18 protein-coding genes are annotated in these 15,909 nt (G+C 63.3%); 7 read left to right on the top strand and 11 right to left on the bottom strand.

What is annotated here, in order from left to right:
- Positions 1 to 115: 115 nt before the first annotated feature.
- The 4 genes from efp to GGR13_RS08060 form a co-directional block, all read right to left on the bottom strand.
- Positions 116 to 685, bottom strand: a complete 570-nt coding sequence (efp, locus tag GGR13_RS08075; RefSeq protein WP_183212975.1) for an elongation factor P — start codon at positions 683 to 685, stop codon at positions 116 to 118.
- Between the two features lie 108 nt (positions 686 to 793).
- Entirely contained in the window at positions 794 to 1,354 is a 561-nt protein-coding gene (locus GGR13_RS08070; protein ID WP_183212974.1) for a tryptophan-rich sensory protein, read from the bottom strand.
- Between the two features lie 47 nt (positions 1,355 to 1,401).
- Positions 1,402 to 1,902, bottom strand: coding sequence for a bacterioferritin (gene bfr / locus GGR13_RS08065; RefSeq protein WP_183212973.1), 501 nt, complete (start codon positions 1,900 to 1,902; stop codon positions 1,402 to 1,404).
- Positions 1,903 to 2,059: 157 nt separating this feature from the next.
- Positions 2,060 to 2,245 (bottom strand): (2Fe-2S)-binding protein, encoded by a 186-nt coding sequence (locus GGR13_RS08060; protein ID WP_183212972.1) that lies wholly within the window; start codon positions 2,243 to 2,245, stop codon positions 2,060 to 2,062.
- A 119-nt stretch (positions 2,246 to 2,364) separates the two neighbouring features.
- Between GGR13_RS08060 and thiE the strand changes: the two genes are divergently transcribed.
- The 3 genes from thiE (at position 2,365) to GGR13_RS08045 (ending at position 5,738) form a co-directional block, all read left to right on the top strand.
- Positions 2,365 to 3,015 (top strand): thiamine phosphate synthase, encoded by a 651-nt coding sequence (gene thiE, locus GGR13_RS08055; RefSeq protein ID WP_183212971.1) that lies wholly within the window; start codon positions 2,365 to 2,367, stop codon positions 3,013 to 3,015.
- Between the two features lie 175 nt (positions 3,016 to 3,190).
- Positions 3,191 to 4,759 (top strand): sensor histidine kinase, encoded by a 1,569-nt coding sequence (locus GGR13_RS08050; RefSeq protein ID WP_246347737.1) that lies wholly within the window; start codon positions 3,191 to 3,193, stop codon positions 4,757 to 4,759.
- Positions 4,760 to 5,339: 580 nt separating this feature from the next.
- Positions 5,340 to 5,738, top strand: a complete 399-nt coding sequence (locus GGR13_RS08045) for a hypothetical protein (RefSeq protein WP_183212970.1) — start codon at positions 5,340 to 5,342, stop codon at positions 5,736 to 5,738.
- A 2-nt stretch (positions 5,739 to 5,740) separates the two neighbouring features.
- Here GGR13_RS08045 and GGR13_RS08040 read toward each other — a convergent pair whose 3' ends face one another.
- Positions 5,741 to 7,222 carry a serine hydrolase gene (locus tag GGR13_RS08040; RefSeq protein WP_183212969.1) on the bottom strand — a complete coding sequence of 494 codons (1,482 nt, stop codon included), beginning with the start codon at positions 7,220 to 7,222 and terminating at the stop codon, positions 5,741 to 5,743.
- Between the two features lie 370 nt (positions 7,223 to 7,592).
- On the opposite strand from GGR13_RS08040, the gene GGR13_RS08035 reads away from it, so the two are divergent.
- The gene (locus tag GGR13_RS08035; protein ID WP_183212968.1) at positions 7,593 to 8,063 is read left to right on the top strand and encodes a phasin family protein; all 471 of its coding nucleotides are present in this window, start codon (positions 7,593 to 7,595) and stop codon (positions 8,061 to 8,063) included.
- 181 nt (positions 8,064 to 8,244) lie between these two features.
- On the opposite strand, the gene rpmG is transcribed toward GGR13_RS08035, so the two are convergent.
- Positions 8,245 to 8,412, bottom strand: a complete 168-nt coding sequence (gene rpmG, locus GGR13_RS08030; RefSeq protein WP_131252530.1) for a 50S ribosomal protein L33 — start codon at positions 8,410 to 8,412, stop codon at positions 8,245 to 8,247.
- Between the two features lie 127 nt (positions 8,413 to 8,539).
- On the opposite strand from rpmG, the gene GGR13_RS08025 reads away from it, so the two are divergent.
- Positions 8,540 to 9,106, top strand: a complete 567-nt coding sequence (locus GGR13_RS08025; RefSeq protein ID WP_183212967.1) for a hypothetical protein — start codon at positions 8,540 to 8,542, stop codon at positions 9,104 to 9,106.
- Here GGR13_RS08025 and GGR13_RS08020 read toward each other — a convergent pair whose 3' ends face one another.
- From GGR13_RS08020 to GGR13_RS16745, 4 genes are read right to left on the bottom strand one after another with little or no spacing between them, the layout of a single operon-like run.
- A complete protein-coding gene (locus tag GGR13_RS08020) occupies positions 9,107 to 9,508 on the bottom strand; it encodes a DUF5990 family protein (protein ID WP_183212966.1) in 402 nt (133 codons plus the stop codon).
- A complete protein-coding gene (locus GGR13_RS08015; protein ID WP_183212965.1) occupies positions 9,501 to 10,202 on the bottom strand; it encodes an NUDIX hydrolase in 702 nt (233 codons plus the stop codon). Before GGR13_RS08015 ends, GGR13_RS08020 begins: the two co-directional genes overlap by 8 nt.
- Positions 10,203 to 10,211: 9 nt before the next feature.
- Entirely contained in the window at positions 10,212 to 12,557 is a 2,346-nt protein-coding gene (rnr, locus tag GGR13_RS08010; RefSeq protein ID WP_183212964.1) for a ribonuclease R, read from the bottom strand.
- Positions 12,558 to 12,566: 9 nt separating this feature from the next.
- On the bottom strand, positions 12,567 to 12,689 hold the full coding sequence (locus GGR13_RS16745) for a hypothetical protein (RefSeq protein WP_281380565.1): 123 nt from the start codon (positions 12,687 to 12,689) through the stop codon (positions 12,567 to 12,569).
- A gap of 75 nt (positions 12,690 to 12,764) precedes the next feature.
- Between GGR13_RS16745 and GGR13_RS08005 the strand changes: the two genes are divergently transcribed.
- Both GGR13_RS08005 and GGR13_RS08000 read left to right on the top strand, forming a co-directional pair.
- A complete protein-coding gene (locus GGR13_RS08005) occupies positions 12,765 to 14,168 on the top strand; it encodes a pyridoxal-phosphate dependent enzyme (protein WP_183212963.1) in 1,404 nt (467 codons plus the stop codon).
- 4 nt (positions 14,169 to 14,172) lie between these two features.
- Positions 14,173 to 15,333 carry a cystathionine gamma-synthase gene (locus GGR13_RS08000; protein WP_183212962.1) on the top strand — a complete coding sequence of 387 codons (1,161 nt, stop codon included), beginning with the start codon at positions 14,173 to 14,175 and terminating at the stop codon, positions 15,331 to 15,333.
- 56 nt (positions 15,334 to 15,389) lie between these two features.
- Here the strand turns inward: GGR13_RS08000 and GGR13_RS07995 are convergent, their stop codons facing one another.
- Positions 15,390 to 15,815 carry a fasciclin domain-containing protein gene (locus GGR13_RS07995; RefSeq protein ID WP_183212961.1) on the bottom strand — a complete coding sequence of 142 codons (426 nt, stop codon included), beginning with the start codon at positions 15,813 to 15,815 and terminating at the stop codon, positions 15,390 to 15,392.
- Positions 15,816 to 15,909: the final 94 nt, after the last annotated feature.

Below are 15,909 nucleotides of genomic sequence, written 5' to 3'. Positions count from 1 at the left end.
TCTCCTGGTCCGCGTGTCCTGAAAAGGCTTGCGGCCCGGACAGACGGAGAAGTTCAAACAAAACAGGGAAGGGCCAGCACGGTCGCCGGCCCTCACCCTCGGCAATAAGGCTCGATCAGTCCGCGCGGCGGACGTATTCACCGGTCGAGGTGTCGACAACGATCCGCTCACCAACACCCATATAGGGCGGGATCATGATGCGGACGCCATTGTTGGCACGGGCTGGCTTGTAGGACGATGAGGCGGTCTGGCCCTTGACGGTCGGTTCAGTCTCGACAACTTCCAGCGTGACCTGATCGGGCAACGACAGACCGATCGGACGGTCCTCGTGCATTTCGATGACGACCTTCATGCCGTCCTGCAGGTAGGCGACGCGGTCTTCGCCCACCCAGTCCTTCTGCAGTTCCGTCTGTTCGTAGGTGGCGTCGTCCATGAACACCAGGGCATCGCCCTGCTCATACAGGAACGAGAACTCCTTCTGTTCCAGCGTGACCCGCTCGACCTTGTCTTCAGAACGGAAACGTTCGTTGAGCTTGTTGCCGGTCTCGAGGTTCTTGGCCTCGACGTTGGCAAAGGCACCGCCCTTGCCGGGCTTGACGTGGCTGGCCTTGGTAACCACCCACAGGCCCTTGTTATGCTCAAGCACCATGCCGGGCTTGATGGTGTTGCCGTTGATTTTCGCCATGGGATCACTGGGTCTGGATTGCGCAGCCGGTCCCGTTGACGGGCGCGCGAAACGGGGGCGATGCCTAGAGGAAGCGTCGCCAAAGGGCAATGGGGGGCAGGGGCCGCCCTAGTGCAGCGTGGGGGAAGGCGTGTCCCTGGCCTTGCGATCGAACAGATTGCCGAGGCGAATGCCCACGCCCGTTGGCGAGGCGAGCTTTCCGGCCCGGTTGTCCAGTTTACGCGCCTCATGCGCAAAGGCGGCAGCAAGGCCGGCGCTGGTCATCGCAGCGGCGATCTGCATGCCGCGGCTGGCCGGGCGAAGCGCGATCCAGATGGCATTGATGGCCTGTGCGCCGGCCCAAAGACCCATCGCGGCTGTCCGGGTCGAGGTTGCCGGTGCATTCCAGACCCGTACCGCAGACAGGGTCGTTGCCGAGAACACAGCCGGCAGAACCAGGCTGAATGCGCCAAGCGGTCGCTCCGTCACTGGTGCTGCACCCTCGCGGAGTTGCCGGACCGAACGCCGCCGGGGACCGATCGCCCCTGTCGCTGCGGCCGTGGCCAGCAGCGCAAACCCCACGGTGATGGCGACACCCAGCACGACATGCCCGACATCGCGTTCGTCGGCATTGAGGAAGTCTGCGGCGGCGTCGATGGCGTCATCGATCGAGGCGGGAATATCGGTCATGTCGTTCTTCCTGAGGCGTTCAGGATCCCAATGGGCGGCGACGGTTGTCAGTTCCCGGTCGCGCTCTTGTCGACCGCGATCTCGGTCATCGCCGACTGCAGATAGTTCTGCTCGCCGATCTGATTGATCAGCAGGAACTGGGTCTCAAGGAAATCGATGTGTTCCTCGGTATCGGCGAGGATCTCCAGCAGGATCTGGCGGCTGATGAAATCCGAAGCTGCCTCGCACTCGGCGATCGCAGCCAGCTGACGAGCCCGCCCATCGATTTCAAGCTGCAGGTCGGCCCCGAGGCATTCGATACAGGTCTCGCCGATCTTCAGCTTGTTCAGGTCCTGCATGTTCGGCAGGCCGTCCAGAAACAGGATGCGTTTGATCAGCTTGTCGGCGTGTTTCATCTCGCCGATCGACTCTTCGTAGACGATCTCGCCGAGGTGCTTCAGCCCCCAGCTTTCGAACATTCGCGCATGCAGGAAATACTGGTTCACCGCCGTGAGTTCGTTCGTCAGAACGGCGTTGAGGGTTCGGATGATCGCGGGATCGCCCTTCATGATGCTGCCTTCATGTCTGAACGGGGCGCCCACGATGGGTCAACCTCGTCTTGTCCAGTCGAATCTTACCATGCAAATCGCCGTTCGGATCAGTTGCGACTGTCTTTCAACGTATTGATAGTGCGAATGATTGTCGTTTCTCGCCCGATCTGCGAGACTATTCTGCCGCGATTGCAAAGTCCAAGCGCGCGTCGGAAATCATCTGGCGCATTTCGCAAACACATTTGGCGCATTGCGCCGTGCACTGGTGGCGCGTGAAAACGTCGCGGGGCCTCGTGGCACCGGCCTCGATCGCGAGGGCGACGTCGCGCTGCCGAAGGCCATTGCAGTTGCAGACGTACACGGCAGATGCCTTCCTGGACGAAACTGATAATGGTTCGCTATAGCAGTATCGCCGCGATTGCAAGGCGTTCTCATTCGTTGTGATTGACCATTTTGCCGCCCTGTCGCAGGGCAGGGCTCATGACCGATCACCGCTGCCGTCTCTACCTGATCACGCCCCCGCAGATCGACGATCTCGAGGCCTTTGCCGGACTGCTCGAGCATGCTCTGGGTGCAGGAGATGTGGCGGCCCTTCAGCTTCGGCTGAAGGACGCATCGGACGACCGGATTCGCGAGGCCGTTGATCGCCTGATCCCGATCACCAAGGCGAGGGATGTCGCGCTGATCCTCAATGACCGGCCCGATCTGGCGGCAGCGACGGGCTGTGATGGCGTCCATGTCGGCCAGGATGATGCGACGGCGGCCTCTGCGCGCAGGATCATGGGGCCGGGCGCCATGATCGGCGTCACGTGTCACGACAGCCGTCATCTTGCCATGGAAGCTGCTGAGGCCGGTGCAGATTATGTCGCCTTCGGAGCCTTCTTTCCGACGTCGACCAAGACAGTTGTCCACCGGGCAGATCCCGAGATCCTGACGATCTGGCAGCAGACGATGGAAATCCCTTGTGTGGCCATCGGCGGGATAACCCTCGAGACCGCGCCAGCGATGATTGAAGCCGGCGCAGACTTCCTCGCGGTCAGCGCCGGCATCTGGTCCTTTTCGGAGGGTGCCGCTGCGGCCGTGCGGGAATTCAATCGTGTTCTGCAGGCTACCCAGTTCAGGGGATATTAGGACGCGCGTGGTTTCATCCCGTGTCCGGGATGCTTTGAGTTTCGTTTTTATGCCGATCAGTCAGGTACTGCGAGCGAGCCAGCCCTCCGGGAGTCCGGCTGTGACGGCACAGGTCCCTTCACGACCGGCCTACACTGCGCAGCGGGAGTCCGGTGGGCTGAAGTCGCTGACACCGATGTTGACGGCCGTTTTCGTGGCCTTGCTGACAATCGTGGCCGTTCAGACCGCGCGTTCGGTTGATCTGATCGTGGCGCTCTGGCTGGCCAACGCGGTCGCTGCCGGCATGTGGCTGAAGACAGGACGCGGTCTGGCGCACGATTTCAGCTTCGGTGCCCTGATGACCATGGGGGTGCTGGCTGGCGAGTTTCTCGCGGGGAATGACACCAGTACCTCGCTGATTTTCACCGCAGCGAACATGATCGAGATCATTGGCGCGGTACTGCTGGCGCGCCGGTTTTCGCCTTCCCTGATCCTCAGCGGCGTCGACGGAACGGTCCGCTTCGTCATGGCCACAGCCATACTCGCCCCGATCCCGGCAGCCCTGCTGGCCTCCATCGCCATGATCATGGTCAGGGATGCCCCATTCCTGATCAGTTTCCAGACCTGGTGGTTTGGTCATGCACTTGGCCTGGCGACTGTCACGCCCCTCATTCTGGCCATCGACCGGACATCGCTGATTGTGTTCAGGGATCCCTGGCGGGCTGCAGAGGCGGTCCTGTTGTTTGGCCTTCTGGCGGCAGCCGCCTATTTCGCCTATTTCTATCTCCCCGTACCGGCCCTGTTTCTCGTGGTTCCGATCCTGATCGTGATCGCGGTAAGGATGCGCATCACGGGCATTTCGCTGGCACTCGTCTTTGTTTCTATATGCTCGATCGCTGCGATCCTGGGCGGCTATGGCCCGCCTGCGTTTGACGATGTGCCGGTGTCAGAGCGGATCCTGCTGGCCCAGCTGAATCTCCTGTTCGGTTGCTTGCCCATAATGCTGGTCGCCTCACTCCTTCAGGAGCGCGACCGGTTTTCGGCACGGGCCAAAGCCGGGCAGTTGCGCGCGGAACAGGCCTCTGAAGCCAAGTCACGCCTCCTGGCGAACGTGGCTCACGAGATCAAGAGCCCGGTCGGCGGCGTGATCGGCATTGGCGATCTGTGGTCCTCGGGCCAACTGGGTCCGGTGACGACCACGCAGAAGGAAATGGCCGACATGCTGGTCAAGACCGCACGCCAGGTCGAGGCGCTGGCTCATGATCTCCTGGATGTCGCTCGGGCGGAGTCTGGTACGGTCAAGGTTGAGTTGCGACCGACCGATGTCACGGGCGTGCTCGAGGACGTGAGGCGTTCCACGGCGCTGCGTCCCGAGGCCGAGCACCTCCGGCTGAGCGTCGTTTGCGAAGGGGATGGATTGGTGGTTCTGGCCGACTCTCAGCGGCTGGTGCAGATCATCGATAACCTCGCCACCAATGCCGTGAAGTATGGCGGTGCGGGTGGGGTCATCCTGTTCCGGGCATCGCCGATTTCCGATGGCGTGCGGATCGAGGTGACGGATCGAGGCCCGGGCCTGTCCGAAGCCAAACAGGCGCAATTGTTTGAACCGTTCAACCGTCTTGGGCTCGAGCGAACGACCGTCGAGGGGCACGGCATCGGCCTCGCCCTGGCCAAACGCATGGTCGAGTTGATGGGCGGAAGCATCGGAGTGACATCGAAGCCCGGGGAGGGTGCCACCTTCTGGATCGAGCTTCCAGCACCCTGATCCTGAATTATTCTGTCGAAGCTGACGGGGGATGTTGCCCAACGTCCGGATAAGTCTTCTTGCCGTTCGGAGGACCTGGCGCGAGGATGGGATCATGAAAATCGCTGTCTGTTCGATCGTCGCCCTGTTCACGACCACGTCTGCACTGGCCCAGACTGCGCAGGACCCTTCCGCGCAAAGGGGCAGTGAGCTGACCCGCAGCCTGAACGCTGCACCGCCTTCCACGTCCGTGCCGGTGACGTCTCCGGTGACTGTCCCTGTGCCGCCGCGGGGACCGACGGTGCCTCCCGCTCCAGCGCCAACCGTCGGGCCCGTCGCGCCTCGCGCCGAGACCCCTGGGACAAACGTAGCCGCGCGCCAGCCCGCATCGACCCGAACCCCGCCGCCCGGATCAGCACCGATTGATACAGCGAGCCCTTCGACCGGAGTTTCCCCTGCACCGGTCCGGGCAACGAACCCGGTGGTGACTTCAGGTCCGGCCAGTCGCCCGACGCCGGCTCTGGTCCCAGCAGCAAGAATTCCAGCCCCGATACCGCCCGCGGGCGCAGGCTCATCACCGGCGAACACGGTCTCTGGCACAGTGGCTGCGCCGGTCGCTGCTCCGCCAGCCCCGCCGATTGCCCTGAACGCGACGGCCTTGGCTGCGCTCCCGTTCACGGTTGTCCTGCCAGCGGGATTTCAGGTGACGTCCGGGCGTCCGGGTCCAGATTTCAGCGTTTACACGGTGCGGCGAGGGACCCAGCCATTCGTGATGATCTACACCGGCCCGGCCTCTCAGTTTCCGATCTATAGCGGTGAGATTGTGCAGGCTGCCGGTCGGGCATCGGTCGTGACGGTCGAGGGCAACCAGCGTCGTGCGGTCGAGCATCTTTTCCAGCGCAGCACGTCACCTGGCGAGGTGCATATCTGGGTCTCCAGCCTCGACGGCGCAGACCGACAGATCGCCGAACAGATCGCTCAGTCGGTGGATGTTCGCTGACGTTACCGGCCCGGTCGGATGACCAGACAGGTGACGCGGCGCTCTGAAAGCGCGGAACAGGCTTCCTGCGCCGCTGCCTCGGTGAGGCCCGTAAACCGCGAACGATGCCAGCCGGAGGCGGTGTCGACCGTCTGGCGCGCGGTGCTGAACTGTGCCCTGAACCGCCGATTGACCTCTGTCAGCCAGTCCTGTGCCACACTCGCTTCACGGAACGCGCCGACCTGAACGGACCATCCGCTCCCCGCCGGTGGTATCGACGCCCGAGGTGGGGCAATGGCTGCCGAAGAGGCCCCGACAACAGTGCCAGATGCACCGTTCAGGGAGGCTGTCAGGCTTACCGGAGCGCGAGGGGCCGAGCGGGGAGAGGGCGCGATCGCCCTATCGGCAGACCGGGGCGCGGGTTGCGATGCGACTGCGACGGGGGGGACGGGTGCTGGTGTTGCCGCGGCAGGCGGCGGTGTCACCGTAGCCGCGGCCAGACGGGTGGGTGTGTCGAGCGAAGTGTAGGAAATCTCGTTCCCGCTCGTGTCCATCTCCGCTCCCTGATCCTCACCCCCGTTGATCGAGGCGTACTCGAGGGCAGGGGAGGGATCGAGCGCACTGTTGCCGATGCCAAATCCGCGCTGCTCGAAAAAGGTCTGGGCCACCTGGATAGGCTCGCCCTGGCTGCGCCGGCGCTGGACCTCGAACCCGGTGTTCATCAGTTCAGCAACATGGGCATTGCGACTGGCACTGGAGCGTCCGCCCATGACAACAGTGATGACCCGTTTGCCATCCCTGACCGCAGAGGCTGCAAGATTGTATCCCGATGCGTTGATGTAGCCCGTCTTGATGCCGTCATAGCCTTGCCCGCTCAGCAGAAGGCCATTGGTGTTACGGTAGTCGCGCCCCTGATATGCCCAATCATGGAGGCCGAAGTAGCTGTAATATTGCGGGAAATCGCGCATGACCGCGCGAGCCAGGATCGTGAGATCCCTTGCCGATGTCGTCTGGCGGGTGTCCGGCAGACCGTTCGGATTTACATACCGTGTCTGGGTCATGCCCAGTTCCTGGGCCTTGAGCGTCGCCATGGCGGCGAACCGGGCTTCGGAACCCCCGACATGTTCTGCGATTGCAACCGCCATGTCATTGGCTGAGCGAACGGCGGTGGCTCGCATGGCGTCGTCAAGCGTGATGCGCTGGCCGGCGGCGAGCCCGAGCTTCGAAGGCGGCTGCGATGCCGCGCGCGGCGAGACAACGATCACATCGTCCAGCTTGACCTTGCCCTGCTGAAGGGCGTCAAACGCCAGATACAAGGTCATGACCTTGGTGATCGACGCCGGGTACCGCCGGCTATCGGCGAACCGGCCGAACAGGACTTCGCCGGATGCCGCATCCACGACGATCGATGCATAGCGACTGTTGTCCGAAGACTGAGCGACCGCCGGCGCAAGCCCGGGGGTTGGCACTGCCATCAGGACGAGCAGGGCGGTGCCGCCGGCCATCGTGCGACTGACCGTTCGACCGCGGGAGGACCTCGAGAAAAGAGCGATCATCGTCAAAGCGATAGCCTCGGTACTTGGGCGCCACCACGGCGCGGACGTAGCATTTCCCCGCGCTGCAATACAGGACGCTAGCATGCGATGGGAGAGTTTCGAGATGGTTAACAACCTGTCAACGCAGAATTGATCGGACAGAATCGCGACCGTTCTGCTGTCCGAAGCTGTCCGTGAACAGGGCGGCCATGTTGCAGTGCACAACGGGGGCTTGACGTGCGTTCGCACTTGCACCATATGCACGTCGTCGCCGCAGGACTCGCCTGCCGCGAGAAAAATCAACGCGGTCCCAAATGGACCCGACCCAGGAGAACTGATCATGACCGACGCCGTCGAAACCGTGAAGAAATCCGTCGAAAAGAACACCGCTGCTGCCCAGGTCCAGGCCGAGAAGGTTCAGGCAGCAGGCACCAAGGTCCTGCGTGAGGGCCTGGAAAAAACCACTGCTTCGATGACCGAGCTCAGCGCCCAGTCCAAGCAGAACCTCGAAGCCCTGACCGCATCTGCCACGGCTGCCCAGAAGGGTGCGGAGGCCCTGTCGAAGCAGGCCCTCGAATACTCCAAGACAAGCTGGGAGCACAGCGTTGCCGCTGCCCAGACGATCGCCCAGGCCCGTTCGGTCCAGGAAATGATCGAACTCCAGACCAACTATGCCAAGTCGGCCATGGAAGTTTACATGTCGGAAGTCACCAAGATGACCGAGATCATGACCTCGTCGGTCAAGGACAGCTTCAAGCCGATCAACGAGCGCATGACCGCTTCGGTCGAGAAGCTCCAGGCCGCGCGTTAATCCAGCAAGCCCCGGAGGGCGCGCCCTCCAGAGCAATGTGCGACATCAGCCCCCCGGATCCGTCCGGGGGGCTTTTTCGTCCCCTGGCCTCGAAACGCAAAACGCCCGGTCATCGCTGACCGGGCGTTTCAGAAGCGGGGCATTCGCCCCGCTGTAAGCGGAGCCTCAACCAGGCTGATGCCTACTTGATCTTGCCTTCCTTGAACTCGACGTGCTTGCGGATCACCGGGTCGTATTTGTTCACGACCATCTTTTCCGTCTTGGTACGGGCATTCTTCTTGGTGACGTAGAAGAAGCCGGTGTCGGCAGTGGAGTTCAGGCGGATCTTGATTGAAGCTGGCTTGGCCATCGGAGTTACCTTTGCGACGGCGAAAGCCGCTTAAAATGAGAGGCGCGGAACATACTCAGGAACGCTGCCAAGTCAACCTGCAACATGGCGGGTTGAGCCTTTCCCGCCAACCGCTACGGTGACGGTCATGAAAGCCCATGTCGTGCTGGCCATCGCGGCCTCCAGCCTTGCCCTGTCGTCCTGTGCCACCGTCCCGAAGGCATCGGTCCAGCAGGACCAGTTCTTTTCCAATCTGACTGCGCTTTGTGGCCTGCGATTCGAGGGAAAGGTCATCACGACCGATGCGGCAGATGCGGACTTCCGGGCTCAGCGTCTGTTGATGCATGTGCGAGACTGTTCGGCTGATGAAATCCGGATCCCCTTCTGGGTCGGCCAGGACCGCTCGCGAACCTGGGTCATCACGCGATCCGCAACGGGCCTGACCCTGAAACACGACCATCGCAACCCGCAGGGGCAGCCAGACGGCCTGCACTGGTATGGCGGCGACACACGATCCGAAGGGACGGCAACACGTCAGGAGTTTCCGGTCGACGCGTTCTCGATCGACCTGTTCAACGCCAGCGATGCCTCGGTATCCACGACCAATGTCTGGGCCGTCGAGGTCAATCCCGGCGAGAGCTATGTCTATGAGCTGTCGCGCCCGAACCGGCTTCTTCGGGTATCGTTCGACCTGACGAAGCCGGTCGCGGAATAGTCAGACCCGTCGCCATCCCTCAAGCGGACGAACTGTGGCACAGGCGGGTGTGCCATCCTTTCCCCGGCCCGGCAGTCGGATCTCCAGCAAGGCACCCGCTGAACGCAGTTCCATAGGGATGTCGTGGACGTCGATCTTTGCCCGACGGGTCCAGGGGCTGGTACAGTCTCCGGCAGCCTGGCCGATGCGAATGTAGACGAACCGCCGCTCGGGACCCTCGCGTCGGATGAAGGGGCCCAGCAGGCGACCGTCGGGTGCCAGCTTGACAGGGACATCGAACGACAGGGGCTCATCTGCCGCCAAGCGCGGGTCCAGAGGCAGGTCATCCTTTTGCAGGCTGTAGCGAACACCCGGAACCGGATCGACGATGGTCAGCCTCAGGGTGAGCGTCTCGTCAGCCATGGGTCACCTGATGTCGGCCGCGGACCATGCGAACGAACGGGATGGCTCGGTCTGGATGTTCAAGCCGGTCGGCCACTTCGCCCAGCACAAACCGGGTGATCGCAGGCAGGTCCAGCGCTCTCGCCTCGGCGAGGGGCAGCCAGGCGATCTCGTCCAGTTCGCCAGAGCCCGCGGTAGGTTCCGGTTTCAGCAGGGCCGTGGCGTCCGTCAAGAAGAAGCGGGCGTCGAACCGTCGTGTACGGCCCGGCGGGGTGATGGCGCGAGCGATGTAGCGCAAGGCGGCGAGGTCGGGCAGGGCACCGGCGGCCCGGAACTCGCGCCAGGGCCCGGCAACATGGGTTGGCGAGGCGGACTGGCCCAGGATCAGGCCAGTTTCCTCGAAGGTCTCGCGCATGGCTGTCAGCATCAGGGCCCGCGCCCGGTGGGGCAGCATCTCGCGTCCCAAGGCAGCAGCGGTCAGGGGATGCGCCTCATTGGCGGAGGCGGCAGCGAAGTCCGAACGATCGATTCGGCCGCCCGGAAAGACCCATTTCGACGCCATGAAGACATGGCCGGGCGCCCGGCGACCCATCAGGACCTGCGGAGTTTGTCCGCCTCTGACAATGATCAGTGTGGCGGCGTCCCTGGGGCGCTGGCGCTCGCCCGTTCTCAGAGCGTCAGAGAGATCGGCAGCGGCGTCAAACGGTGTGGTCACAGGCCAGTCCTAGCGCCGCTTGCCTTTGCGGACGCCTTTCAGCCCGCCGGACGGCCGGCCACCCGAGGGTGGCTTGGGTCCGCCGGGGCGTTTGGTCCCACGTTTGGGCGGACCATTGCCGCCTGGGCCACGATCGCGCGCCCGCACGCCGAGGCGCGGGGCCTGTGCATTGGGATCGCGCGGCTCCGGGTCGCTGAGCATCTCGAACAGAAGGCCGCCCGTGATCGGTGTGGCTTCCTTGAGCTTGACTTCAACCCTCCGTCCGAGCGTGAACCGCTGGCCAGAACGCTCGCCGACCAGGGCGTGAGCGCGATCGTCATGCGTGAAATACTCGTTGCCCAGCGAAGAGACCGGGACGAGCCCATCGGCCCCGGTCTCGTCCAGCCGAACGAACAGGCCGAAGCGGGTCACGCCGGTAATCCGTCCCTCGAACGTCGCCCCGACACGATCCTCAAGGAAGGCTGCAACATAGCGGTCCATGGCATCGCGCTCGGCAGCCATGGAGCGGCGCTCGGTCGCCGTCACCTGTTCGGCGATGGCCTGTAGCTCGGCGATCTCGCGATCCGTCAGCCCGTCAGTGCCCAGCTTCAGCGCACGGATCAGGCCACGATGCACGATCAGGTCCGAATACCGGCGGATCGGCGAGGTGAAATGGGCATAGCGGTCAAGGTTCAGGCCGAAATGTCCGACATTGTCCGGGCTGTAGATCGCCTGCATCTGGCTGCGCAGGACCACTTCGTTGACGACCTCGGCATGGGGGCCGTCACGGGTCTCGTCCAGCAACTTGTTGAAGCGTTTTGTCGTTGGCGATTCGCCCTTGTTCCACGGTTTTGCGATCGTCGACAGGAAATCGGCCAGGTTGAAGATCTTCTCCTGGCTGGGGGTCTCGTGAACCCGATAGATCAGCGGTGTCTTCTTCTGCTCGAGCGTTTCGGCCGCGCAGACATTGGCCTGGATCATCATCTCCTCGATCAGGCGGTGCGCCTCGAGGGACTTGCGCGGCACGATGGCGGCAATGCCCCCGTCCGGGGCCATCAGGATGCGGCGCTCGGGGCTCTCGATGGCCAGCGGGCTGCGCTTCATGCGGCCCTTGAGCATGGTGTGATAGGCGTTCCACAGTGGATAAAGGATGGCCTCCATGATCGGGCCCGTCGTGTCGTCCGTACCGCCGCCGTTCTCGATGCCGTCGATAGCGGACTGGGCCTGCTCGTAGGACAGTTTGGCGTGGCTGCGCATCAGGCCGCGATGGAACTTGTGCCCGGTCTTCCGGCCGTCCTTGTCGAAGACCATGCGCACGGCCAGCGTCGCGCGGTTCTCGCCCTCCTTGAGGCTGCACAGGCCATTGGACAGGCGCTCGGGCAGCATGGGTTCGACCCGGTCCGGGAAATAGGTGGAGTTGCCCTTGGCGCGGGCCTCGCGGTCGAGCGATGAGCCGCCCTGGACGTAGGCCGCAACGTCGGCGATCGCGACCCAGACGATCCAGCCGCCTTCGTTCTTCGGGTCGTCATCGCGCATCGCATAGACGGCGTCGTCGTGGTCACGGGCGTCGGCCGGGTCGATGGTGATGAAGGGAATGTCGCGCAGGTCATCGCGTCCCTTAAGCGTCGGCAGTTCGACCGCCTCGGCCTCGCGCTCGACGGCTTCGGAGAAGCCGGTGGGGACGCCATGCGCATGGATGGCGATCAGGGAGGCGGCGCGGGGATCATCTTCGCGTCCAACGTTCTCGAGGATTTTCCCGCGCTTTGGTCCGTACCGGTTGTCGGAGCGCTCGATCGAGGCGAGGACCAGGTCGCCGTCCCGCAGATCGCCGGCCAGTAGTTGCGGAATGATCAGCACATCCTTCGATCGCCGATCGACGGGCTCGACCCGGGTTTCCTTGTTGGATTTCCGGATCACGCCAAGGACGCGGTTCGTCCCGACGTCCAGCTTCTTGACCATCCGGGCTTCCCAGCCGTCGGGGCCGCGCTCGAACTTGACCAGCATCCGGTCACCCATGCCTGGCGCGGCACCAGCCTGGCCGGTGCGATCGGGCACCAGCAGGGCGCGCGGTGCGTCGGCCGCGGCATCGACCAGCCGGACATACATCTCGCCATCGACATCGCGCTCGACGACATCGACCACGCCGACGGGGGGGAGGGCACCGGCTTCAGAAAAGCCCTTGCGGCCCCGTTTCCCCAGCTTGCCCTCGGCCTCCAGCTCGCGAAGCATTTCACGCAGGGCGCGGCGGTCCTCGCCCTTCAGGCCGAAAGCGCGCGCCAGATCGGACTTGTCCGCCTCACCGGCCTCCCGAAGGAAACGCAGCAGGGTTTCCTTGTCGGGCAGACCGGAGGCAGGGCGGCGGGGAGGCTTGGGCATTCAGGTCTTTCAGACCGCCGCGATATCGGCGGGATGGATACAGGGCACGCCGTGCAGGGATGCCTCACGGGACATGCCACGATCCAGCGTTAAAATCGTGACGTCCAGTCGCCGCGCTTCTGCCGGACGCATTTTTGCCCCGGGTCGCAATTGGAGGCGATCGGCCCTAGATCGTGCACCAACCCATTCGCCTTCGGAGTCCCCCTCATGTCGATGACAGACATACCCGCACTCAGCCGTCCGTCAGGATCGCTGCTGGACCTGATCGGCAAGACGCCGATGGTCGAGGTGACGCGGATGGATACCGGACCCTGCCGGCTGTTCCTGAAGCTGGAGGCCCAGAACCCGGGGGGCTCGATCAAGGACCGCATCGCCCTGTCGATGATCGCGGCAGCGGAAAAGGAAGGCTACCTGAAAGAAGGCGGCACCATCGTCGAGGCGACGGCCGGCAACACGGGACTGGCCCTTACGCTGGTCGGACAGGCCAAGGGCTACAAGGTCTTGCTGGTCATTCCTGACAAGATGTCGAAGGAGAAGATCCAGCACCTGCGGGCCATGGGGGCCGATGTCCGGCTGACGCGATCGGACGTGCCGCACGGCCACCCCGAGTATTACACCGACATGGCCGAGCGTCTCAGCCAGCAGATCCCGGGTGGCTTCTATGTCAACCAGTTCGCCAATGAGGCCAATTCGGCCGCACACGTTGCAACCACCGGCCCCGAAATCTGGGAGCAGATGGGGCATGACGTCGATGCCTTTGTGGCCGGTATCGGCTCCGGCGGGACGATCACCGGTGTCGCCCGTTACCTGAACAGCGTCGGGGCCAAGACCGAGATCATCCTGGCCGACCCGGTCGGATCGACTCTGGCTGGCGTGGTCAACGACGGGGTCCCCGGACCCGAAGGCAGCTATACGGTCGAGGGCATCGGCCAGAATTTCGTGCCGGACACGGCGGACATGAGCCTGATCCACCGCGCCTATTCCATCCCCGATGCCGAGGCCATCGCAACCGTCCGCGAACTGCTTCTGAAAGAGGGCATTCTGGCGGGGTCATCATCCGGCACACTGATCGCATCGGCTCTGCGCTATTGCCGCGAACAGACGGAAGCCAAACGGGTTGTGACCTTCGTCTGCGACACGGGCGCGAAGTATCTGTCCAAGGTCTACAACGATGCCTGGCTGGCCGATCAGGGGCTGGGAGAGCGGGATATCCAGGGCAATCTGGCCGATCTGATTTCCCGAAAATACAGCAAGGGTGACGTCGTCGTGGCAGGGCCGGATGACACGCTGGACACCGCCTTCAAGCGGATGCGGGGAGCCGATGTATCGCAGTTGCCGGTAATCAAAGACGGTCGTCTGGTCGGCATCCTGGACGAGAGCGACATCGTTCACGTCATGAACACCGACGAGATCACGCGTCAGGAGCGATTCAAGAAGAGCGTCGGCTCGGTCATGACGACGGCGCTGGACACCATCCAGGTCAATGAGCCGCTGGATGCCCTGATCCCGCTGTTCGACCGTGATCGTGTTGCCATCGTTCTGGACGGCGAGCAGTTCGTCGGTCTGATCGCGCGGGTCGACCTGATCAATCACCTCAGCCTGAACCGGTAAGCTTATGTCTGTGATCAAGAACCAGCAGGGCTTCTCGACCCGCGCCATCCATGCCGGACAGCGACCGGACCCGACCACGGGTGCGGTGATGACGCCGATCTATGCGACCTCGACCTATGCCCAGGAGAGCCCGGGCGTGAACAAGGGCTATGAATATGCCCGGGGCAAGAACCCGACACGAGAGGCCTTCGAGGCCTGTATCGCCGACCTCGAGGGCGGGGTTCAGGGATTCGGCTTTGCCAGCGGCATGGCGGCGACGTCGACGGCGCTGGAGCTGCTTGATGCCGGTTCGCACATCGTCACCGGCGACGATCTTTATGGCGGATCCTGGCGGCTTTTCGAGCGGGTCCGGCGTCGGTCGATGGGGCTGGATTTCAGCTATGTCGACCTCTCTGACCTTGCCAGCGTCGAAGCAGCCATCACACCAAAATCACGGATGTTGTGGGTCGAGACGCCGACCAATCCCCTGATGAAGATCGCCGACATTGCGGCCCTGTCGAAGATCGCCAAAGCCCACGGGCTGCTTCTGGTGGTCGACAACACCTTCGCCACGCCCTTCTGCCAGCAGCCGCTGGCTCTGGGTGCCGACATCGTCATGCATTCCGCGACCAAATACCTGAACGGCCACTCAGACATCATCGGTGGTGTGCTGGTGGCGGGGAACGTGGAGATCGCGAAGGAGATCAAGTTTCTCCAGAACTCCGTGGGTGGCGTCATGGGCCCGTTCGATGCGTTCCTGGCCAATCGCGGCCTGAAGACATTGGGCCTGCGGATGAAAGCTCACTGCGAAAGCGCCCTCGAGATCGCGCGCTGGCTGGAAACGCGGGCAGGGGTCGCAAAGGTCATCTATCCGGGCCTCATCACGCATCCCCAGCATGAACTGGCTGCGCGCCAGATGCGCGGGTTTGGCGGGATGGTGTCCGTGATGATCGACGGCGATCTCGAGCGGACCAAGCGAGTTCTCGAACGGGTGCAAGTGTTCACCTTGGCCGAGTCGCTCGGTGGGGTGGAGAGCCTCGTCAATCACCCGGCCATCATGACCCATGCCTCGGTCCCGAAAGAGGTGCGGGAGGCCGGTGGGGTCACGGACAATCTGATCCGCCTGTCGGTGGGGGTTGAGGACGTCGCCGACCTGATTGCTGATCTCGACCAGGCGCTGGCCTGAACGAAAAAAGGGCGACCCTCGCGGGTCGCCCTTTCTGTTCGTTCACACCGCGACGCTTAGCCTTTGGGCAGGAGCACGGTGTCGATGACGTGGATCACGCCGTTGGTGCAGGCGATGTCGGCGGTCACGACCTTGGCACCGTTGACGGTGACGCCATCCGTGCCGTCAACGTCCAGCGTCTCGCCGTTTACCGATGCCGGCGACAGTGTCTTGCCAGCGATGTCGGCGGCATGGACGGCACCAGACAGGACGTGAAGCGTCAGGATTGCCGTCAGCTTGTCCTTGTTCTCCGGCTTGACCAGATCCTCGACCGTGCCAGCGGGCAGGGCGGCAAAGGCTTCGTCTGTCGGGGCAAAGACCGTGAACGGGCCAGCGCCCTTGAGCGTGTCGACCAGACCTGCAGCCGTGACGGCAGCGACCAGGGTCGTGAACGAACCGGCTGCGACGGCAGTGTCGACGATGTCGTGTGTTTCAGTTGTCATGGCGACGTATCCTTGGTTTTAAGGAAGCCATAACTGGCATTGCGATTACGATTTACAATGGAGGCGCGGCTAAGTGACCGTTGCGACACCATGA

Origin of the sequence: Brevundimonas variabilis, from assembly GCF_014199945.1 — a bacterium.
Classification (GTDB): domain Bacteria; phylum Pseudomonadota; class Alphaproteobacteria; order Caulobacterales; family Caulobacteraceae; genus Brevundimonas; species Brevundimonas variabilis.
The sequence above is the reverse complement of the archived record's forward strand: the minus strand, read 5'-3'. Positions and strand labels throughout refer to the sequence as shown.